Source organism: Pseudomonas sp. LAM2023 (assembly GCF_016620375.1).
In the GTDB taxonomy this organism is placed as follows: Bacteria; Pseudomonadota; Gammaproteobacteria; order Pseudomonadales; family Pseudomonadaceae; genus Aquipseudomonas; species Aquipseudomonas anuradhapurensis.
In genome coordinates this window covers 172,847-194,434 of sequence record NZ_JAENHV010000029.1, presented here as the reverse complement: position 1 = coordinate 194,434, position 21,588 = coordinate 172,847, and the positions used below count along the sequence as shown (strand labels likewise).

Genomic DNA, 21,588 nt, shown 5'->3' with positions numbered 1-21,588 from the left:
GTGTGGCTCCACTCAGCGGTAAACAGGGAAATCTGCGCACAGCGCCGCGACGTTCTTCGCCACATCGGCTTCGACGTCTGCGTCACCGAGGTTGTCGAGGATGTCGCAGATCCAGCCGGCCAGGGCGACACATTGCGCGACCTTGAAGCCGCGGGTGGTGACGGCCGGGGTGCCGATGCGCAGGCCCGAGGTGACGAACGGCGACTGCGGGTCGTTCGGCACGGCATTCTTGTTGACGGTGATGTGCGCACGGCCCAGGGCGGCGTCGGCGTCTTTGCCGGTGAGGCCCTGGCGAATCAGGCTGACCAGGAACAGGTGGTTGTCGGTGCCACCGGAAACCACGTCGTAGCCACGCTCGATGAACACCTGGGCCATGGCCTGGGCGTTTTCGATCACTTGTTTCTGGTAGGCCTTGAACTCAGGTTCCAGCGCTTCCTTGAAGCACACCGCCTTGGCGGCGATCACGTGCATCAGCGGGCCGCCCTGGGCACCCGGGAATACTGCGGCGTTGAGCTTCTTCTCGATCTCTTCGTTGGCCTTGGCCAGGATCAGGCCGCCACGTGGCCCGCGCAGGGTCTTGTGGGTGGTGGTGGTAACCACGTCGGCGAACGGAATCGGGTTCGGGTACAGGCCGGCGGCCACCAGGCCGGCAACATGGGCCATGTCGACGAACAGCAGCGCCCCGACCTTGTCGGCAATGGCGCGGAAGCGCGGGAAGTCGAGGGTCTTGGAGTAGGCCGAGAAGCCGGCCACGATCATTTTCGGCTTGTGCTCGACCGCCAGGCGCTCGACTTCGTCGTAGTCGATCAGGCCGGTATTGGTGTCGATGCCGTACTGCACGGCGTTGTACAGCTTGCCCGAGGACGACACCTTGGCGCCGTGGGTCAGGTGGCCGCCGTGGGCCAGGCTCATGCCGAGGATGGTGTCACCCGGCTGCAGCAGGGCCAGGTAGACCGCGCCGTTGGCCGACGAGCCGGAGTGCGGCTGGACGTTGGCGTAGTCGGCACCGAACAGCTGCTTGGCGCGCTCGATGGCCAGGGCCTCGACTTTGTCCACGTGCTCGCAGCCACCGTAGTAGCGCTTGCCCGGGTAGCCTTCGGCGTACTTGTTGGTCAGGCCGCTGCCTTGGGCCTGCATCACGCGCTTGGAGGTGTAGTTTTCCGAGGCGATCAGCTCGATGTGATCTTCCTGGCGCTGTTCTTCGGCATTCATCGCCGCCAGAAGTGCATCATCGTAACCCTGGATCTGGTCTTGCTTGCTGAACATCGTGTATCTCCCGGCGGCGATCATTTTTTGTCGTGGGGCACTGTGGCCCTTTGTGGCGATGTTATGACTGGCCGGGGCGGGTCAGATGCCTGCGCACGCCTTGCAATGGCGCGTTTACGACATTGGCTTTGTGTTGTCTGTGCCGGCCCTTTCGCGGGTGAACCCGCTCCCACAGCTACTGCGGTGCATTCGAGGCCTGTGAGATCCCTGTGGGAGCGGGTTTACCCGCGAAAGGGCCGGCACAGACAACCCAACAATCCGCAGGTGCACGGGTTGTATAGGCAACTGCTGAATCGATGGTTTAGAGTGCTGCTCTGCGTCGTTCACAGGACAGAAGTGCCATGACAGACAAGAGCCAACAATTCGCCAGCGACAACTATTCCGGCATCTGCCCCGAAGCCTGGGCCGCGATGGAAAAGGCCAACCACGGCCACGACCGCGCCTACGGCGACGATCAATGGACCGAGCGCGCCGCCGAATACTTCCGCAACCTGTTCGAAACCGATTGCGAAGTGTTCTTCGCCTTCAATGGTACCGCTGCCAACTCCCTGGCCCTGGCCTCGCTGTGCCAGAGCTACCACAGCGTGATCTGCTCCGAGACCGCCCACGTCGAAACCGACGAATGCGGTGCACCGGAATTCTTCTCCAACGGCTCCAAGCTGCTGACTGCGGCCAGCGTCCACGGCAAACTGACCCCACAGTCGATCCGTGATGTGGCCTTGAAACGACAGGACATCCACTACCCCAAGCCACGCGTGGTGACCATTACCCAGGCCACCGAAGTGGGCACGGTGTATCGCCCCGAAGAACTGAAGGCGATCAGCGCCACCTGCAAGGAGCTGGGCCTGAACCTGCACATGGACGGCGCGCGCTTTGCCAACGCCTGCTCGTTCCTGGGCTGCAGCCCGGCCGAGCTGACCTGGAAGGCCGGCGTCGACGTGCTGTGCTTTGGCGGCACCAAGAACGGCATGGCGGTGGGCGAAGCGATCCTGTTCTTCAACCGCCAGCTGGCCGAGGACTTCGATTACCGTTGCAAGCAGGCCGGCCAGCTGGCATCGAAGATGCGCTTCCTGTCGGCACCATGGGTGGGCCTGCTGGAAGACGGCGCCTGGTTGCGTCACGGCGCGCATGCCAACCGCTGCGCGCAGCTGCTGGCCTCGCTGGTCAGCGACCTGCCTGGGGTGGAGCTGATGTTCCCGGTGGAGGCCAACGGGGTGTTCCTGCAGATGCCGGAGCATGCGATCGAAGCGCTGCGTAGCAGAGGCTGGCGGTTCTACACCTTCATTGGCAGTGGTGGGGCGCGCTTCATGTGCTCGTGGGATACCGAGGAAGAGCGAGTGCGCGAGCTGGCGGCGGATATCCGCGCGATCATCGCTGGCTGAGGGATTGCCGGGAGGGCTTCGCCCTCCTATCGCGACACAAGGCCGCTCCTACACGGGATTGCGTTCCCTTGTAGGAGCGGCCTTGTGTCGCGATGGGCCGCATAGCGGCCCCGGCGATCTAAAGCCTGAACCCGCCCATCTGCCGCGCCAGGTCATCGGCCAGCCCACGCAATGCCCGGCACTCCTCGCGACAGCCCTGCACCTCTGCCGCGGTCTCCCGCGCCAGGTCGGAAATCCCCTGCACCGTGCGGTTGATTTCCTCGGTCACCGCCGACTGCTCTTCGGTCGCCGTCGCGACCTGATGGTTCATGTCGCTGATGTGCTCGACCCGGTCGGTAATGGCCCCCAGCGATGCGCCTGTACGCTGGCTCGCCTCGACACCGCTGCCAGTCGCCTGCTGCCCCGCCTGCATCGAACTCACCGCCACGCCCGCGCCCTGCTTCAGGCGCTGGATCATCTGCTGCACCTCGTCGGTGGACAGCTGCGTGCGCCGCGCCAAGGTGCGCACTTCATCGGCCACCACGGCAAACCCGCGCCCCATCTCGCCTGCCCGTGCGGCCTCGATGGCAGCATTCAGCGCCAGCAGGTTGGTCTGTTCGGAAATGCTGCGGATCACCGCCAATACTTCATCGATCGAGGCGACTTCACCGGCCAACTGGCTGACAGCAGCGGCCGCCTTGCCAATATCGCCCGACATACCTTCGATGCCCTGGACCGAGCGCCGAACCACTTCGCGCGCCTGCACGGCCTCATCGCGCGCCGCCTGCGAGGCCTGGGCCGCATCGCCGGCATTGCGGGCAATGTCCTGCACGGTCAGGCCCATTTCGTGTACGGCGGTAGCCACCATTTCGGTCATTTCCTGCTGGCGCCCGGAACGTTCGGCCGTGTTGTCCACCACCACGGTCACCTGTTCAACTGCCTGGTGCAGCCGCTCGGAGGTCTGCAGCACTTCACCGATGAGCCGCCGCTGGCTGTCGAGGAAGCGGTTGAAACCGCGAGCCAGGTCACCCAACTCGTCCAGGCGTGAATCGTCCAGGCGCTGGCTGAGGTCACCCGCGCCACTGCCAATTTGCACCAGCGCAGCCGTGACGCGACGGATCGGCCGCACCAGGCCGCGGGCCAACAGCACCACCAGCAGCAGCGAGACCAGCGCCACGGCGCCACCGATCAGGCTGGTCAGCCACACTGCCTGGTGCATTTGCGCGTAGATCTCCTGCTCCGGCACCTCGGCGACCAGGGTCCAGTTCAGGTCGCGCAAGGGCAGGCCGAGCGCCAGGTAGCTTTCGCCGTCTCGGCTGAAGCGGCTGCTGCGCAGGCCCTGCGCCCCGCTCAGCACCGCCTTGGCGGCGTCCCCACCGAGCTGCTCGGCCAGCTGGCGCTTGCCGCTGAAGGCGTTATCCGGGTGCACCTGGATCAGGCCATCGTTACGCACCAGAAACACTTTGCCGTGTTCGCCAAAGCTGAAGTCGTGGATCAGCTGCGACAGCTCGGTCATGCGCAGGCCCATACCGGCGACGCCGACCAGTTGGCCATGCTTTTCCACCCGGTAGTCGATGAACAGGGCCAGCTCGCCCGTGGCGCCATCGATGTCGATATTGATGAACCGCTCGGCACCGCTGTCGATGTAGCCGTAGAACCACTGGTCCTTGGGGTTGCTGCGGCTGAGGGTACGGTCCAGCCCGTTCTCGTTGTAGTAGTGGCCGCTCTCGGTGGAGACGAACAAGGTGGTGAACGCCTGGTTGCGCTGCTTGGCGGCGGTGAGGTATTCGATGAACTGCGGGGCCTGCGCGGGGTTCTCACCTGCGGCGAGCCAGTCGCGCAGCAGCGTGTTGCCAGCGATGTCTGCCGCCGCTACCAGCGGCTGGCCGAGCATGCGTTCGATGTCGTTGCGGATGGCCTCGATGCTGGCCGGCAAGGCACTGCCCACCAGGTAGCGTTCGGTGAGGCGATTGAGCGCCACGGTGAAAATGATGACTACGACCAGAATGCTCACCAGCAGGGCGGCGCCCATGCTGGTGATCAACTGCCACTGGATGCTTTTACGCCAGATACGCATGCCCCTGCTCCCCGCATAATTATTGTTTTGCGGGAAGTGTATACACTTGCGTATCCAGTTAATCCAGTGATCTAGAACAACAGCTTCCCGCCCGTGCCAGCGGGGATGCCCAGGATTACTTCATCACTGTGTCTGGCACCGGCTGCGCCGGTGTTTGCGGTGGTTCGAAGCCTCGACACGCTCGCTCTCACAGGCACCTCGGTATCAGGCCGTCATTGTTCGGCGATAGTCCGGACGATGGTGTCCACGGTGGCATCTATCTGCGCCTGGGTACGCTCCAGCGTCTTGCGGTGCTCATCCTGCAGTTCGATCTGTCGCGAACACAGGTTCAACGCGGCCAGCACCAGCAACTTGTCACCGATCAGGGTCGGGTACTGGCGCTTGGTCTGGGCCAGGGCGGTGTTGAGCATTTGCACGGCCTGGGCCAGGGTTGCTTCCTGGCCTTCAGGCGCCTTGATCGAATAGTCGTTGCCGAGGATCGACACGACATTGATCGGCTGAGCACGTAGTGTCATGCGCCGACGACGCCAGCGTTGGCGCGTTCGATCAGCGCCTGCAGGCGCGCGGCGGTGCTGCCGTGCTTCTCTTCCTGCTCCATCAGCGACAGCTGCAGGGTCTCGTTCTCTTCCTTGGCCTGGGCCAGTTCCTGGCCGAGGGCGGCGTTCTGCTCGGTCAGTTGGGCGTTCTTCTGCAGCAGGTCGTTGACCAGTTGCTCGATTTGATTCAGGGAAGCTTCCAGCATGGGTCTATCTCAGGTTGTTGCGGGGGGCGCACACGATAAAGAAAAGTGCCGCCCGTCGCCATTAAATATCGGATTCACAACGTGTCGAACCCGCAGATTGACAGGGTAACCGGCCCCTTGTTCCGACCTGGGTCAACCGCCGGTCAGGAACACCTGGGCCAACTCGGGATTTTGTCAGGCGCACACTCAAGACTGGCCGGTCACGACCGATACTCAAAGAGACACATTCTGTCGCACTGGGTGCCTCTCCTTCACTTTCCTGGATCTGCCCACCATGTCATTACGCAACATGAACATTGCCCCGCGCGCACTGCTGGGCTTTTCGCTTATCGGCCTGCTGATGCTCGGCCTCGGTACTTTCTCCCTGATGCAGATGGGCAACATCCGCCAGGCCGGCCTGGTCATCGAGCAAATCAGCGTCCCGGCCATCAAGACGCTGGATGAGATCAGCGCGCTGAACCTGCGCCTGCGCAGCCTCTCCTACCGCCTGCTGGTGAACCGCGACCCGCAAAGCCAGCAGGAAATCCTCAACCTGATGGAGCAGCGCAACCAGCAGATCGACCGCGCGCGCGAAACCTACGTGCCGCTGATCACTGCCGCTGACGAAAAGGCCGCGTACGACCAGTACGTCCAGGCGCTCAACCAGTACCGCCAGCTCGAGGCGCGCATGCGCAGCCTGAACCAGGCCGGCCGCCTCGACGAACTGAGAGATGTGCTCAACCGTGACTTGCAGGCCAACTCCGAGCAGATCAACAAGATCATGGAGACCCTGGTACAGATCAACACCGAGCAGACCCGTGACACCAACGCGAAAGCTGCCAACCAGTATGACGTGGCTTTCTCCCTGGTGATCGCCCTGCTGGTCGCCGCCACCGTGCTGACTTTTGCCTGCGCCCTGCTGTTGACCCGCAGCATCGTCAAGCCTATCGACGAGGCGCTCAGTTGCGCCGAACAGATCGCCGACGGCGACCTGACCCACGTCATCCATGCCGAGGGTACCGACGAAGCTGCCCGCCTGCTGCGCGCCATGGCCCGCATGCAGGACAAGCTGCGCGACACCTTGCAGCTGATCGCCGGCTCGGCCACGCAGCTGGCCTCGGCTGCCGAGGAGCTGAACGCCGTCACCGACGAAAGCGCCCGTGGCCTGCAGCAGCAGAACAACGAAATCGAACAGGCCGCCACGGCGGTGAACGAGATGACCAGCGCCGTCGAAGAGGTGGCACGCAATGCCGTCAGCACCTCGGAAGCCTCCAGCGAAGCCAGCCGTTCGGCAGGCGATGGCCGTGACCTGGTCATGGAAACCGTGGGTGCCATCGAGCGCATGAGCGGTGACGTACAAGCCACCGCCAAGCTGGTTACCCACCTGGCCGAACAGTCGCGTGATATCGGCAAGGTGCTGGATGTGATCCGCGGCCTGGCAGACCAGACCAACCTGCTGGCACTCAACGCGGCGATCGAGGCGGCTCGTGCCGGCGAGGCCGGCCGTGGTTTTGCCGTGGTCGCCGATGAAGTGCGGGCGCTGGCCCACCGTACCCAGCAGTCGACCAGCGAGATCGAGCGGATGATCGGCAGCATTCAGGGCGGTACCGAAGAGGCCGTGAACTCGATGCGCACCAGCACCGAGCGTGCCGAATCGACCTTGAATATCGCCCGTGGAGCAGGCTTGGCGCTGGATACCATTGCCGGGGCGGTGGCGCAGATCAACGAGCGTAACCTGGTGATTGCCAGCGCTGCGGAAGAGCAGGCGCAGGTAGCGCGGGAAGTGGACCGCAACCTGGTGAACATCAACGACCTGTCGGTGCAGAGCGCTACTGGGGCGAATCAGACCAGTGCAGCGAGTGCCGAGTTGTCGCGCCTGGCGGTGGATCTGAATGGGTTGGTAGCACGGTTCCGTACTTGAGAGACCTGGGGCCGCTTTGCGGCCCTTTCGCGACGCAAGGCCGCTCCTACACAGGTGATCGCGGTCTCCTGCAGGAGCGGCCTTGTGTCGCGATGGGCTGCAAAGCAGCCCCTGCAATCGCGGATCAGTAATCGATCCGCACATCCCCTTTCGGCACACTGCAGCACGACAGGATGTAGCCCTCGGCTTCGTCCTCTTCGGTGATGCCGCCGTTGTGCTCCATCTCCACCTCGCCGCCCAGCTTGAGCACCTTGCAGGTGCCGCAGATGCCCATGCCGCAGGCTTTCGGGATCATCAGGCCAACCTTGGCGGCCGCTGCATGCACGGTCTCGCCCGGAGCGATGCGGATACTCTTGTCGCTGCCGATGAACTCCACCAGGTTGAGGTCGGCGGCATCCAGTTCCGGCGCATCGGCAGCCTGTTCGGCATGCTCCACCGCGTCCGCCTTGGCTTCCGGCGGCGTGGCACCGAACGACTCCTCGTGGTAGTTCTTCATGTCGAAGCCCACCGCTTCGAGCATGCGCTTGACCGCGCTCATGTACGGCGTCGGGCCACAGCAGAACACCACGCGCTCCATGTAGTCCGGCGCAATCAGCTCCATCAGGCGCTGGTTTAGGTAGCCGCGGTAACCCGCCCACGGCTCACCCAGGCCATGCTTTTCGCAAATGATGTGCAGGCTGAAGTTGGGGATGCGCGAGGCCATCTGTTCCAGCTCGCGATGGTAGATGATGTCCTTCGGCGAACGGGCACTGTGCACGAACACCATGTCGACATTGCCGTTGGTGTCGTAGAACCAGCGGGCCATCGACATCACCGGGGTGATACCGACACCGCCGGAAAGGTACAGCACCTTCTGCGCCGGGAAATCGATGGCGTTGAACAGCCCCACCGGGCCGTGCACCGGCAGTTCGGCGCCTTCGTGCATGGTGTCGTGGAGGAAGTTGGACACCAGGCCGCCCGGTACGCGCTTGACCGTGATCGAGAAGCTGTAGGGCACCGAGGGCGAGCTGGAGATGGTGTAGGAGCGCATCACCGGCTTGCCTTCGATCTCCAGCTCCAGGGTGACGAACTGCCCGGGCTTGAAGAAGAACATGATCGGCTGGTCGGCCATGAAGCAGAAGGTGCGCACGTCCCAGGTCTCCTGGATGACCTTGACGCAGCGCACGATGTGGCGGCCGTTGGCCCAGGTCTGGGTGGTGACCGGATTGAGGAAGGTATCGGACATGTTCATCTCCAGCAGCCGACTATTGGCCTTTTATGGCTTGGATAATGCGCAAGCTGAAGGCGACGTACATTCCTGCCAGCGACATCGGCGTGCTTATCGCGACCAGCCCCGCACCACAGGGGCTGCGGAGTCGTAATTCAATTCGGCCATGTCGCCCATGGATACGGTTCACGACGTCTTCGGACGCACACTCCACGGCAAAACAACCGCTGTTTCTTGATAAGCAGCCTTGCGGCACCACAACAACGATTAGCCACCTTTTGCCGGCCGCACACGGCCCCGAGGAATACACGATGGACGTCACCGCAACCCTGAGCCTGGGCGATCCACTGGAACCTGCACGCAAGGCGACAGCCGAAATGCTGCAGACCCGCGAGCGCACCTTCTCGCTGCCCCAGCCTTTCTACAACGACGAGCGTCTGTTCCAGATCGACATGCAGGAGATCTTCCACAAGGAGTGGCTGATCGCCGGCATGACCTGCGAGATCCCGGCCAAGGGCAACTACATCACCCTGCAGATCGGCAAGAACCCGATCATCGTGGTGCGTGGCGCCGAAGGCAAGGTGCATGCCTTCCACAACGTCTGCCGCCATCGCGGCTCGCGCCTGTGCGTCAGCGACAAGGGCAAGGTGGCCAAGCTGGTCTGCCCGTACCACCAGTGGACCTACGAGCTGGACGGCCGCCTGCTGTTCGCCGGCACCGAAATGGGTGCCGACTTCGACATGAACCAGTACGGCCTGAAGCCGGTGAACGTGAAGGTCGCTGGCGGCTACATCTTCATCAGCCTGGCGGAAAACCCGCCTGCCATCGACGAGTTCCTGGCCACCCTGGACCACTACATGGAGCCGTACGACATGGAGAACACCAAGGTGGCGGTGCAAACCACCTTGATGGAAAAGGCCAACTGGAAGCTGGTGCTGGAAAACAACCGCGAGTGCTACCACTGCAACGGTTCGCACCCGGAACTGCTGCAAACCCTGCTGGAATGGGACGACACCAACGACCCGCGCGCCAGCCAGGAATTCAAGGACCACGTGGCTGCCTCGGCCGCCGCCTGGGAAGCCGAGAAGATCCCGTACCTGCACAAGAGCCATGGCCTGCGTAACCGCATCGTGCGCATGCCGCTGCTCAAGGGCACCGTGTCGATGACCATGGACGGCAAGCAGGCCTGCCAGAAGCTGATGGGCCGCATCAAGAACCCGGACCTGGGCTCGATGCGCATCCTGCACCTGCCGCACTCGTGGAACCACTGCATGGGCGACCACATGATCGTGTTCACCGTGTGGCCGATCAGCGCCCAGGAAACCATGGTCACCACCAAATGGCTGGTACACAAGGACGCCGTGGAAGGCGTGGATTACGATCCGGAGCGCATGCGCAAGGTGTGGGACGCCACCAACGACCAGGACCGCCGCCTGGCCGAAGAAAACCAGCGCGGGATCAACTCCACCGCATACCAGCCGGGCCCTTACTCGAAGACCTACGAGTTTGGCGTGGTCAACTTCATTGACTGGTACAGCCAGCGCTTGCTGAACAACCTGGGGGCGGAGCCAGCACCTTACCTGAAGGAAGTACAGGCACAGTAAGCCCAACCCCGCCACTGGACGTTGTTTGGTGGCGGGGACTCCCCTTTCTACACTCCCCGCCTGAAACCCGCTGTGTAACCCTTCCCCCCTGCAACACTTGCCCCAGCGAATCACTGATCAGTATTTGACCAACTCGGTCAAACCCGCATGCGCGCTCGGGTGCAGCGGTGTTCATACACCTTATCCACAGAGCCACCAACAGAGTTTGTGAGCAACCGCACGAGCGTTCGCAAGCGAACTGTGGATAAGCGCTGCAAGACCCTGATTATCAAGTTCGGAAGGTTAAAAACAGGGCTTTGATCATTTTTCGAACAAATCCGTCAACGCCTTTGAATACGCGGCTCGCAGCCGATGCCGAACATATTATCCACAGAGGGGCTAACAGCGATTGTGGGCAAAAACCGGAAGAGGCTGATGCGCTAGGCAAGCAAGCGCCCCGACAGAGCCTGACTGTTTTTTGATCAAATCATTGGAGGCAGCGTGATACGAGGCCTGCGGCCATGCGCCAACACTTTATCCACATGTTGGCGAACAGATTTGGTGGGCAAAGTACGCGGCCGATGCCTTGCCCCAAATGTAGGAGCGGCCTTGCGTCGCGATGGGCTGCGCAGCAGCCCCGACAATCCTGAGTCTGGCTCAAGATCTGGGGGCTGCTGCGCAGCCCATCGCGACGCAAGGCCGCTCCTACATGGGACCGCGGGAGGCTTTATCGCAGCACGCCTTCTTCCACCAGCAGCTTGAGGATGGCTTCGGCGCCTTCCTGCGGAGTAACGTCTTTCAACACCTTGCCACCGCCACCACTGGCCTTGGCAGTCGCCGCCTTCATGCGGTCGGCGCCGCTCTTGGCCTTGATCACCTTCAGCCGCTTGGGCCGTGGGCGTGCCGGCTGCAGCTCGGCCTCGACCAGCAGCTGGTCTTCGACGATGGCCACGTTGCGCGCCGCCAGGACACCACGGCGCGCCGGCCCGAAGGCACTCTGGCGCGGCTTCGGCGCGGCGTTATCCACAGTCGCCAGCAGCGGCAGGCGCACCTTCAGCCGGCGCCGCTGGCCACGTGGCAGGGCCTGCAATACCTGGGCGGTGCCGTTGTCGATCGATTCCACTTCGGCCAGGCCCACGATCAATGGCCAGCCGAGTTTCTCCGCCAACAGGAACGGCAGCATGCCCGACCCTTCGCCGGTCTCTGCCTGGCTGCCGGTCAGCACCAACTGTGCCCCGGCGTCACGCAGGTAGTCGCCCAGCACGCTCAGCACATCGGCACCGGCCGGCTGCTCCAGCACATCCAGGTGGTCGAGGCCCATGCCCAGGTAGGCGCGCAGCGCCTCTTCGCGAGGGTCGCCGGCATGCACCACCTGCAAGTTATCCCCAGCCAGCTGCAAGCCCAGTTCCACCGCGCGGGCATCCTGCTCGGCGCGGCGCGCGCGGCCAGAGCTGGGGTGGGCACCGATGGAAACCAGGCTGATCACTTTCGTACTCATGCTCGTGCCCTTATGCCGCGTCGCGCTGGCCGCCGCTGCGGTAGTTATCCACAGCCTCGATCAGTGCCTTGAGAATTGCCGAGCTGTCGCCAATCACCGACAGGTCGGCCCGTTTGATCATGTCGCAGCCTGGGTCCATGTTGATGGCCACCACCTTGTCGCAGGCGCCAATGCCCTGCAGGTGCTGGATCGCACCCGAGATACCCACAGCCACGTAGACCCGTGCGGTAACCCAGGTACCGGTAGCGCCCACCTGGCGGTTGCGCGGCATGAAGCCGTCGTCCACCGCCACCCGCGAGGCACCTTCGGTGGCGCCCAGCGCTGCGGTAGCCTGGTGGTACAGGTCCCAGTCCTTGACGCCGTTGCCACCGGAGACGATGAACTCGGCCTCGGCCATGGCAATGGTGGCCGGGTCGACGGCCACCGAGCCGAGGTCCTCGATACGCGACAGGCTGCGCGGAACACTTGTGGACAACTCTACCGGCAGCGCTTCATGGCGGGTTTCGCTGACCGGCTCGGCGCATTCGGCCGCCGCCAGGATCAGGCGCGGCACGGCGCGTTGCAGGTCTTGCTGGCCGGCACCGGCACGGCCAATGCACTGGCCATCCTTGACCTGCCATACCCGCGTCGCCGGGCGCTCGCCCAGCGCCGCGCCCAGGCGTCGGCCAAGTTCGCCGCCACCGGTGCGGCTGTCGGGCAGCAGCCAGTGGCGCGGGGTGAACTGGTTATCCACAGCGCGCAGGCCCTGCACCAGTTGCTCCGGTGCATAACCTTCGAAGGCCTCGCCTTCGATGACCAGCAGGCGGTCGACGCCAGCTGTGGAAAAGTTGCTTTCCTTGTGCTCACCGAATACCACCGCCAATACCGCGCCGTCGCTGCCGGCCAGGCTGTGGGCCAGGCCGAGCAGGTCGCGGTCGTGGCTGCTCAGGCGGCCACCGACCATGTCCGGCACTACGGCAATGTAGAACGCCGGCGCCGTTACCTGGTGTAGCGGCAGCTGCACCTCGGCCGCCGCCGTGCGCCGCCCGCCCACACCGGTGCCCTGCTGGGCGCCGCTGCGGTCGATGCGCTTGAGGCCGGCCGGGCCGATGAAGCCTGCGGCAATCGCATGAGGGTTCTTGCGGATCAGGCCGTTCGGCCCCATCCAGCGGGTTTGCTGCGTCTGCATCGCTGCGTGCAGCGGGTGCAGACGGTTACGGGCGATCCACTCGGCGCGCGGGTCGCGGCGGATAATGTCGCTCATCAATGCACCTCCGCAGGTTCACGTTTGGCCGTTTGCGCCTTGGTGGCAGCAGGCGCGTCCTCTTCGATCAGCACGTCGGCGACCAGCTCGGCCAGGTCCTTGATCTGTGGGCGCGGTTCGACCACGCCTTCGAGCATCGCGGTGCACTGTGGGCAACCCACTGCCACCAGCTCGGCCTCGGTCTGGCGGATATCGTCCATGCGCATGTCGGGGATCCGCTGCTTGCCCGGGATGTCGGTGATCGGCGCACCGCCGCCACCGCCACAGCAGCGCGAGCGGAAGCCGGAGCGTTCCATTTCGCGCACTTCGATGCCCAACGCCTTGAGTACTGCCCGCGGGGCTTCGTACTCGCCGTTGTAGCGGCCCAGGTAGCACGGGTCGTGGTAGGTGACGCTGCCACCTTTGTGCTGGCCGAGGTTGAGCTTGTTGGCCGCGATCAGTTCGGCGATGTAGGTGCTGTGGTGCTGCACCTGGTACTCACCGCCCAGGGCGCCGTACTCGTTCTTCAGCACATGGAAGCTGTGCGGGTCGCAGGTGACGATGCGCTGGAACTTGTACTTGGCCAGGGTCTGGATATTGCGCTTGGCCAGCTGCTGGAAGGTCGCTTCGTCGCCCAGGCGGCGCGCCACGTCGCCACTGTCGCGCTCTTCCAGGCCGAGCACGGCAAAGTCCACGCCGGAGGCCTTGAGCACCTTGACGAACGAACGCAGGGTCCGCTGGTTGCGCATGTCGAAGGCACCATCACCGACCCAGAACAGCACTTCGGTGGTTTTCACCTCCGACAGCAGTTGCAGGTTGAGGTCGGCGGCCCAGTTCATGCGCCCACCGGGGGCGAAACCGCCCGGGTTGTCGGTGGCGATCAGGTTGTCCAGTACCTCGGCGCCCTTGTTCGGCGTGGCGCCCTTTTCCAAGGTGAGGTGGCGACGCATGTCGACAATGGCATCGACGTGCTCGATCATCATCGGGCATTCCTCGACGCAGGCGCGGCAAGTGGTGCACGACCACAGCGTTTCGGCATCGACCAGGCCATTGACGATCGGCTGGTGCGGGTGGCCGCCATGCTCGCCGATCGGCTTGCCAGGGTACGGGCTGCCGGCGAACTGGGCGTCGGTACCACCGGCCAGGCCGATGACCATGTCCTGGATGAGCTTTTTCGGGTTCAGCGGCTGGCCGGCGGCAAACGCCGGGCACATGGCTTCACATTTGCCACACTGCACGCAGGCATCGAAGCCCAGCAGCTGGTTCCAGGTGAAGTCCACCGGTTTTTCCACGCCCAGCGGCGCGTTCGGGTCTTCCAGGTCCAGCGGCTTGAGGCCGGTGGAGCGGCCGCCGCCGAAGCGCTCGGCACGGCGGTGCCAGGCCAGGTGCAGGGCACCGGCGAAGGCGTGCTTCATCGGCCCGCCCCAGGTCATGCCGAAGAACAGCTCGGACACGCCCCACAGCACGCCCAGGCCGAGAATGGCGACCATCACCCAGCCGCCGGTATTGGCAGGCAGGATGCCGGCGACCGGCAGGGTGGCGATGAAGAAGCTCGCGGCGAACGCCAGCAGGCTCTTCGGCAGGCGCATCCACGGCCCCTTGGACAGCCGTGCTGGCGGGTTGAGTCGGCGCTTGAAGACGAAGATGGCGCCGCTGAACATGATCACCGTGGCCACCAGCAGTGCGTAGCCGAGGATCTTGCTCTGCAGGCCGAAACCGTGCACCAGGATTGCCAATGCGGCAGACAGCACGAAGCCGCCTGCGGTGGCCACGTGGGTCTTGGACATGTACTTGTCGCGCTCGACCACGTGGTGCAGGTCCACCAGGTAACGGCGCGGCATGGCCAGCAGGCCGCCGATCAGGTTGACCTTGGATGGCCGGCCGCGCCGCCACATGCGCACCCGGCGCAGGGCGCCGAGCACTGCCAGGCCAAGGGCAGCGAACAGCAGGATGGGTAGAAGGGTGTTCAACATGGGAGGCTCCCACAACAGCTGGATACTTGCGCCCCCTCAAGGGCGGCGCGGACCCCTGTAGGAGCGGCCTTGTGTCGCGATGGGCTGCGCAGCAGCCCCAGGGGTCAGTGGCGCTGCACAAATCCTGGGGCTGCCGTGCAGCCCATCGCGACACAAGGCCGCTCCTACAGGGGGGCCAGTCCCGCCTCTAGAGAGGCGGAGCGATCAGAAGTCCTTGCACAGGCGCAAGGCGTCGTAGATCGCCGCATGCACGTTGCGCTGGGCCACGCAGTCGCCGATGCGGTACAGCAGGTAGCCTTCGCCCGGCTGGCTGAGGATCGGCTGTGGCTTGATGGCGAACAGCGCCTCCACGTCGATCTGGCCCTTGTTGCGCGAACCTTCCTTCAGCGCGTAGTACAGCTGCTCGTCAGGACGCACGCCGTTCTCCACCACTACCTGGTCGACCACGCGCTCTTCCTTGGCGCCGGTGTATTCGTTCTCCAGCACCGCCACCAGCTTGTCACCCTCGCGGTAGACCTTTTCCAGCATCATGTCGCCGGTCATGATCACTTCTTTCGGGTAGATGCTGCGGTAGTAGGTCGGGAAGCTGGTACCGCCCATGGCCACGCCCGGCTTGATGTCGTCGGTGACGATTTCCACCTGGCTGCCCTTGTCGGCGATGAAATCCGCCACCGACATACCGGTGAATTCACAGATGGTGTCGTACACCAGCACGTTCTTGCCCGGTGCCACCTTGCCATCGAGCACGTCCCAGCTGCTGACCACCAACCCTTCGGCGGCGCCCCAGTGCTCGTTCTGCTCAAGGAACGAATGCCCACCCACCGCCAGCACGATGATGTCCGGGCGCAGGTCCTGGATGGTCGCCACGTCGGCAGCGGTGCCCAGGCGCAGGTCGACCTTCAGGCGCGCCAGCTCCAGCTGGTACCAGCGGGTGATACCGGCAATCTGGTCGCGTTGCGGCGCCTTGGCGGCGATGGTGATCTGCCCGCCGATCTGGTCCTTCTTCTCGAACAGGGTCACATCGTGGCCACGTTCGGCAGCCACGCGGGCCGCTTCCATGCCGGCAGGGCCGGCGCCCACTACCACCACCTTGCGCTTGGCGCCGGTGGTCTTCTCGATGATGTGTGGCACGCCCATGTATTCACGGGAGGTCGCGGCGTTCTGGATGCACAGCACGTCCAGGCCCTGGTACTGGCGGTCGATGCAGTAGTTGGCACCAACGCACTGCTTGATCTGGTCGATCTGGCCCATCTTGATCTTGGCGATCAGGTGCGGGTCGGCGATGTGCGCACGGGTCATGCCGACCATGTCCACGTAGCCGCCTTCGAGGATACGCGTGGCCTGGTTCGGGTCCTTGATGTTCTGCGCGTGCAGTACCGGGACCTTGACCACTTCCTTGATGCCGGCCGCCAGGTGCAGGAACGGCTCCGGCGGGTAGCTCATGTTGGGGATGACGTTGGCCAGGGTGTTGTGGGTGTCGCAACCCGAGCCGACCACGCCAATGAAGTCGATCATGCCAGTGGCGTCGTAGTACGCGGCGATCTGCTTCATGTCCTCATGGCTGAGGCCGTCCGGATGGAACTCGTCACCGCAAATGCGCATGCCCACGCAGAAGTCGTCACCGACCTCGGCGCGTACGGCCTTGAGCACTTCCAGGCCGAACTTCATGCGGCCTTCGAAAGTGCCGCCCCATTCGTCGGTACGCTTGTTGACCCGTGGGCTCCAGAACTGGTCGATCATGTGCTGGTGTACGGCCGACAGCTCGACGCCGTCCAGGCCGCCCTCTTTGGCGCGGCGTGCCGCTTGCGCATAGTTGCCGATCACGCGCCAGATCTCTTCCACCTCGATGGTCTTGCAGGTGGCACGGTGCACGGGTTCACGGATACCCGACGGCGACATCAGGGTCGGCCAGTTGAAGCCGTCCCAGCGCGAGCGACGGCCCATGTGGGTAATCTGGATCATGATCTTGGCGCCATGCTTGTGCATGGCGTCGGCCAGGTTCTGGAAGTGCGGGATGATGCGGTCGGTCGACAGGTTGACCGACGACCACCATTCCTGCGGGCTGTCGATGGCGACGACGGACGAGCCGCCGCAGATCGCCAGGCCGATACCGCCCTTGGCCTTTTCTTCGTAGTACTTCACGTAGCGGTCGGTCGTCATGCCGCCGTCAGTGGCGTAGACCTCGGCGTGCGCAGTGCTGAGCACGCGGTTACGGATGGTCAGTTTGCCGATCTGAATCGGCTGGAACATTGCTTCGAATGCCATGACGCTATCTCCGGCTTACAACGGCTTGACGACGAACAGGCCATCTTCGTGGCCTTCTTCCGAACCGCCGTAGACCTGTTCGGCCACGGTGCGGATCGAGCTGCCGCGGGCAGCGAGAATCTGGTCCATGGCGCCGGCGAACCAGCCGGTGAACATGTAGTCGACCTTGCGGCCACACTTGCCATAGACGTACACGAACGCCGAGTGCTTGAGCTTGACGCTGCAGGTACCCTTGTCCAGGTCGATGTCCTGGATCTCGAACAGGCCCCAGCCGCGCTGGCTCAGGCGCTTCATGTAGTGCTCGAACACCGCCACGCCTTCCAGGCCATGGCATTCGGCTTCTTTTTCACACCAGTGCCAGGCGGACTTGTAGCCGGCCTTGTAGAGGATCTCGGCGTACTTGTCGGCACCGAGGACTTCTTCGATACCCATGTGGTTGTTGACGAAGAAATGGCGCGGCACATACAGCATCGGCAAGGCGTCGCTGGTCCAGACACCGGTCTCGCTGTCGACTTCGATTGGCAATTGCGGGGCGATCTTGGCCATGGAAACTCAACTCCATAAAAATTTTGTTTGGGATGCCCCGGCGTTGCTGGCAAGGGCTTACAGGCTTGGAGAGCGGCTTATTCGCCCCACACGTCCTTGAGGACGTTGACCCAGTTCTCGCCCATGATCTTGCGCACCACGCGCTCGGAGTGGCCGCGCTTGAGCAGGGTTTCGGTGAGGTTGGGGAATTCGCCCACGGTACGGATACCCAGCGGGTTGATGATCTTGCCGAAGTTGGTCAGGCGACGGGCATAACCCTTGTCGTGGGTCAGGTACTCGAAGAAGTCCTGGCCGTGGCCCTGGGTGAAGTCGGTACCGATACCGATAGCGTCTTCACCGACGATGTTCATGGTGTACTCGATGGCTTCGGCGTAGTCGTCGATGGTCGAGTCGATGCCCTTGGCCAGGAACGGCGCGAACATGGTCACGCCAACGAAACCACCGTGGTCGGCGATGAACTTCAGCTCTGCATCGGATTTGTTGCGCGGGTGTTCTTTCAGACCCGACGGCAGGCAGTGCGAGTAGCACACCGGCTTTTTCGATTCGAGGATGACTTCTTCGGAAGTCTTGGAGCCAACGTGGGACAGGTCGCACATGATGCCGACGCGGTTCATTTCGGCGACGATCTCGCGGCCGAAGCCCGACAGGCCACCGTCGCGCTCGTAGCAACCGGTGCCCACCAGGTTCTGGGTGTTGTAGCACATCTGCACGATGCCCACGCCCAGCTGCTTGAACACGTCGACGTAGGCGATCTGGTCTTCGAACGCGTGGGCGTTCTGGAAGCCGAAGAGGATGCCGGTCTTGCCCAGCTCCTTGGCCTTGCGGATGTCGGCGGTGGTGCGCACCGGCATGACCAGGTCGCTGTTGTCGCGAATCAGCTTCTGGCTGGCAGCGATGTTGTCGACGGTTGCCTTGAAGCCTTCCCAGACCGAAACCGTGCAGTTGGCCGCAGTCAGCCCGCCTTTGCGCATGTCTTCGAACAGCTCGCGGTTCCATTTGGCAATGATCAGGCCGTCGATGACGATGCTGTCGGCGTGAAGTTCGGCTGGGCTCATCAGGCTGTCCCCTTTTATTGAATAGGTTGGCGCCAAACCTTGTGCCGGCGCTTTGGGGCCAGCATATGCCTGTGCCCAACGGCGCCCCGATGCAAAAACGACAGGGGGTTTGCCGAAAGCGTCAATGCGCGACAACGCGCCAGTTCCAGCGCCTTGGCTACGCCGTTTGGGGATGAGAGACAGTCTCGATAACGACGTTTTCCTGCGCTTTATGAACATTTGTTCAGGCAGCTACCGCAGCGCCGTCGTCTGAGCGAGAATCCCAGCGATTCGTCAGCCTGTTGAGGAGAATACGGATGAAATCAATGGCATGGCTGGTATTGCTGGCTGTCGTGTCGGGCGCCCAGGCCGGCGAGGAAGAAACTACCCCCTGCGACAACGTCGAGACCGACCAGCAGACCTACGCCTGCGCTGCATTCAACAAGCAGACTGCCGAGCGCGAGCTGAAAGCGGCGTACGACGACCTGATCCAACGCATCCATGACCAATATGCCGACGAAGGCGACCAGGCGAACGCACTGGTCACCCGCATGGACGCTGCCGAAAAGCTGTGGACGCAGTTGCGTGACGCCGACTGCAAGGTCGAGACCTTTGCCGAGAAGCCTGGCAGCAAGGCATTCCAGGCGGCCTGGGATACCTGTGTGGCGCAGCGCAGCGATGACCGCTCGGAGTACCTGCAGTCCATCGGCCAGCAGTAAGCCTGTACCGGCCTCTTCGCGGGCACGCCCGCTCCCACAGGTACTGCGCAACGCTCACGGGCGGCGGGGTTCCTGTGGGAGCGGGCGTGCCCGCGAAGAGGCAGGTACAGGCGCAAATCAAACCGCCCGGGCCAGACGGTCCTCCCGCGGGCAGCGCTGGTACCGCGCCCGATAGCAGCGGGTAAAGTACGAAGCCGATTCGAACCCGCACGCCACCCCTACCTCCAGGACGCTCATGTCGGTCTGGCGCAACAGCTGGCGGGCCTTGTCCAGCCGCAGTCGCAAATAGAAACCGCTGGGCGTGTCGCCCAGATGCAGGCGAAACAGCCGCTCCAGTTGCCGCCGGGTCACCTGCACCGCATCGGCCAGCACCTGGGTGTTCAGCGGCTGCTCGGTGTTGCGCTCCATTTCGCCAATCACCTTTACCAGCTTCTTGTTGCTGATGCCGTAGCGGCTGGCGATCTGCATACGCTGGTGGTCCTGGCGCTGGCGGATACGCCCCAGCACGAACTGCTCCGAGACCTGCACCGCCAGTTCACTGCCGTGCGCTTGCGCAATCAGGTCGAGCATCAGGTCGATCGACGCGGTACCGCCGGCGCAAGTGATACGCCGCCGGTCGATCTCGAACAGTTCCTGGGTCGCCTGCAGGTTCGGGTAGTTCTCCTTGAACGCTTCGAGCGCCTCCCAATGCACGGTGGCGCGGTGGCCATCCAGCAGGCCGGCCTCGGCCAGCACCACCGCACCGGTGTCGATGCCGCCCAGTATCACCCCGTCGCGGTCGAGGCGGCGCAGCGCGTGTTGCAAGGCCGGCCCGTAGCAGGCCAGGGGGTCGAAACCGGCCACGATCAACAGGACGCCGCCAGGCCCGGCCGCCGTCAGCGCCGCATCGGCATTCACCGACATGCCATTGCTGGCCTGCACCGCGCCGCCATCCAGGCTCAGCACCTGCCAGCTGTACGACGGGCCTTGGAAACGGTTTGCCACCCGCAGTGGCTCCAAGGCACTGATGAAGCCCATCGCCGAGAAACCGGGCAACAGCAGGAAATGGATGATTTGCGGCATTGCATGCTCCACGGCAAAGGTGGTCGCCTCCGTGCAATTGTTGGTCGCCAGGGTGCGATTTTCCACCCTGGCAGCAGCGTAGCGTGTTCACACGGCCCAGAGAGGCCGGCCCCCATAAAAAACGCCCTGCCGATGGAGAGCCACCATGCAACGCTTGATCCGCCGCAGCCTGTTGTCCGTAGCCCTGAGCACTATCGTCGCTTCCCCGCTTTATGCCGCCGAACCCGCGGCCTGCAAGAACGTCCGCCTGGGCGTGGTCAACTGGACCGACGTCATCGCCACCAGTGCCATGGCCCAGGTGCTGCTCGACGGCCTGGGCTACCAGACCAAGCAGACCAGTGCGTCGCAGCAGATCATCTTCGCCGGCATCCGCGACAAACGCCTGGACATGTTCCTCGGGTACTGGAACCCGATCATGACCCAAACCATCACCCCGTTCGTCGACGCCAAGCAGGTCAAGGTGCTCGACAAGCCCAGCCTGGAAGATGCCCGCGCCACCCTGGCGGTGCCGAAGTACCTGGCCGACAAGGGCCTGAAGACTTTCGCCGATATCCACAAGTTCGAAAAGGAGCTGGGCGGGAAAATCTACGGCATCGAGCCAGGCTCCGGCGCCAACACCCAGATCAAGGCGATGATCGCCAAGAACCAGTTCGGCCTGGGCAAGTTCCAGCTGGTCGAGTCCAGCGAGGCCGGCATGCTCGCCGCCGTCGACCGCGCGGTACGGCGCAAGGAGGCCGTGGTGTTCTTCGGCTGGGCGCCGCACCCGATGAACGTGAATATCGACATGGTCTACCTGGGCGACAGCCAGGACGCCCTGGGCCCTGACGAAGGCCGCGCGACGGTCTGGACCGTGACCGCGCCGGACTACGCCGAACGCTGCCCCAACGCCCACCGCCTGCTGGCCAACCTGAACTTCAGCGCCGAAGACGAGAGCCGCATGATGCAGCCGCTGCTCGACCACAAGGACCCGTTGGAATCGGCTCGCCAATGGCTCAAGGATCACCCACAGGACAAGGCCCGCTGGCTTGAGGGGGTGACCACCTTCGACGGCCAGCCGGCGGCGGACAACCTCAAGCTCACCGCCAACTGATCCGGCCTCTTCGCGGGCATGCCCGCTCCCACAGGTACAGCGA

At 63.7% G+C, this 21,588-nt stretch carries 17 protein-coding genes and 1 pseudogene; 5 read left to right on the top strand and 13 right to left on the bottom strand.

The features are described 5' to 3' along the window. Positions 1-12 precede the first annotated feature (12 nt). A complete protein-coding gene (locus tag JKP78_RS19235; protein ID WP_170027880.1) occupies positions 13-1,266 on the bottom strand; it encodes a serine hydroxymethyltransferase in 1,254 nt (417 codons plus the stop codon). Positions 1,267-1,607: 341 nt separating this feature from the next. Between JKP78_RS19235 and JKP78_RS19230 the strand changes: the two genes are divergently transcribed. Next, complete coding sequence (locus tag JKP78_RS19230; RefSeq protein ID WP_200627253.1) at positions 1,608-2,648, top strand: threonine aldolase family protein; 1,041 nt, start codon at positions 1,608-1,610, stop codon at positions 2,646-2,648. A 118-nt stretch (positions 2,649-2,766) separates the two neighbouring features. Here JKP78_RS19230 and JKP78_RS25515 read toward each other — a convergent pair whose 3' ends face one another. The 4 genes and pseudogenes from JKP78_RS25515 to JKP78_RS19215 all read right to left on the bottom strand — a co-directional run bounded on the left by JKP78_RS25515 (position 2,767) and on the right by JKP78_RS19215 (position 5,446). Then, positions 2,767-3,471 carry a methyl-accepting chemotaxis protein gene (locus JKP78_RS25515; RefSeq protein WP_442794012.1) on the bottom strand — a complete coding sequence of 235 codons (705 nt, stop codon included), beginning with the start codon at positions 3,469-3,471 and terminating at the stop codon, positions 2,767-2,769. Between the two features lie 159 nt (positions 3,472-3,630). Then, a pseudogene (locus JKP78_RS25510) lies at positions 3,631-4,659 on the bottom strand (HAMP domain-containing protein); the annotation flags it as partial. A gap of 257 nt (positions 4,660-4,916) precedes the next feature. Further along, positions 4,917-5,219 carry a cell division protein ZapA gene (locus JKP78_RS19220; RefSeq protein ID WP_170027875.1) on the bottom strand — a complete coding sequence of 101 codons (303 nt, stop codon included), beginning with the start codon at positions 5,217-5,219 and terminating at the stop codon, positions 4,917-4,919. Next, positions 5,216-5,446: a hypothetical protein gene (locus JKP78_RS19215; RefSeq protein WP_186687519.1), complete on the bottom strand. Its 231-nt coding sequence runs from the start codon at positions 5,444-5,446 to the stop codon at positions 5,216-5,218. Before JKP78_RS19215 ends, JKP78_RS19220 begins: the two co-directional genes overlap by 4 nt. A gap of 274 nt (positions 5,447-5,720) precedes the next feature. Here JKP78_RS19215 and JKP78_RS19210 point away from each other — a divergent pair, with 274 nt between their 5' ends. Further along, complete coding sequence (locus JKP78_RS19210) at positions 5,721-7,346, top strand: methyl-accepting chemotaxis protein (protein ID WP_200627249.1); 1,626 nt, start codon at positions 5,721-5,723, stop codon at positions 7,344-7,346. A gap of 124 nt (positions 7,347-7,470) precedes the next feature. On the opposite strand, the gene gbcB is transcribed toward JKP78_RS19210, so the two are convergent. Next, complete coding sequence (gene gbcB, locus JKP78_RS19205) at positions 7,471-8,571, bottom strand: glycine-betaine demethylase subunit GbcB (RefSeq protein ID WP_170027872.1); 1,101 nt, start codon at positions 8,569-8,571, stop codon at positions 7,471-7,473. 293 nt (positions 8,572-8,864) lie between these two features. Between gbcB and gbcA the strand changes: the two genes are divergently transcribed. Next, a complete protein-coding gene (gbcA, locus tag JKP78_RS19200; protein ID WP_170027871.1) occupies positions 8,865-10,157 on the top strand; it encodes a glycine-betaine demethylase subunit GbcA in 1,293 nt (430 codons plus the stop codon). Between the two features lie 706 nt (positions 10,158-10,863). Here gbcA and etfB read toward each other — a convergent pair. The 6 genes from etfB to JKP78_RS19170 form a co-directional block, all read right to left on the bottom strand. Then, on the bottom strand, positions 10,864-11,634 hold the full coding sequence (gene etfB / locus JKP78_RS19195; protein WP_186687523.1) for an electron transfer flavoprotein subunit beta: 771 nt from the start codon (positions 11,632-11,634) through the stop codon (positions 10,864-10,866). 10 nt (positions 11,635-11,644) lie between these two features. After that, positions 11,645-12,877, bottom strand: coding sequence for an electron transfer flavoprotein subunit alpha (gene etfA / locus JKP78_RS19190; protein WP_170027869.1), 1,233 nt, complete (start codon positions 12,875-12,877; stop codon positions 11,645-11,647). Continuing rightward, positions 12,877-14,829: a dimethylglycine demethylation protein DgcB gene (gene dgcB, locus JKP78_RS19185; protein ID WP_200627247.1), complete on the bottom strand. Its 1,953-nt coding sequence runs from the start codon at positions 14,827-14,829 to the stop codon at positions 12,877-12,879. The genes etfA and dgcB overlap by 1 nt, the downstream gene beginning before the upstream one ends. A gap of 204 nt (positions 14,830-15,033) precedes the next feature. After that, positions 15,034-17,094, bottom strand: a complete 2,061-nt coding sequence (gene dgcA / locus JKP78_RS19180) for a dimethylglycine demethylation protein DgcA (protein WP_170027867.1) — start codon at positions 17,092-17,094, stop codon at positions 15,034-15,036. Positions 17,095-17,109: 15 nt separating this feature from the next. Beyond that, positions 17,110-17,640, bottom strand: a complete 531-nt coding sequence (locus JKP78_RS19175; RefSeq protein WP_046614486.1) for a DUF5943 domain-containing protein — start codon at positions 17,638-17,640, stop codon at positions 17,110-17,112. A 77-nt stretch (positions 17,641-17,717) separates the two neighbouring features. Beyond that, positions 17,718-18,695, bottom strand: coding sequence for a dipeptidase (locus JKP78_RS19170; RefSeq protein WP_016392223.1), 978 nt, complete (start codon positions 18,693-18,695; stop codon positions 17,718-17,720). Between the two features lie 296 nt (positions 18,696-18,991). Between JKP78_RS19170 and JKP78_RS19165 the strand changes: the two genes are divergently transcribed. Next, positions 18,992-19,393, top strand: a complete 402-nt coding sequence (locus JKP78_RS19165; protein WP_186687528.1) for a lysozyme inhibitor LprI family protein — start codon at positions 18,992-18,994, stop codon at positions 19,391-19,393. 117 nt (positions 19,394-19,510) lie between these two features. Here JKP78_RS19165 and JKP78_RS19160 read toward each other — a convergent pair whose 3' ends face one another. After that, entirely contained in the window at positions 19,511-20,455 is a 945-nt protein-coding gene (locus JKP78_RS19160) for a GlxA family transcriptional regulator (RefSeq protein WP_186687539.1), read from the bottom strand. Between the two features lie 145 nt (positions 20,456-20,600). On the opposite strand from JKP78_RS19160, the gene choX reads away from it, so the two are divergent. Then, positions 20,601-21,545, top strand: a complete 945-nt coding sequence (gene choX, locus JKP78_RS19155) for a choline ABC transporter substrate-binding protein (RefSeq protein ID WP_186674961.1) — start codon at positions 20,601-20,603, stop codon at positions 21,543-21,545. The last annotated feature ends 43 nt before the right edge of the window (positions 21,546-21,588 follow it).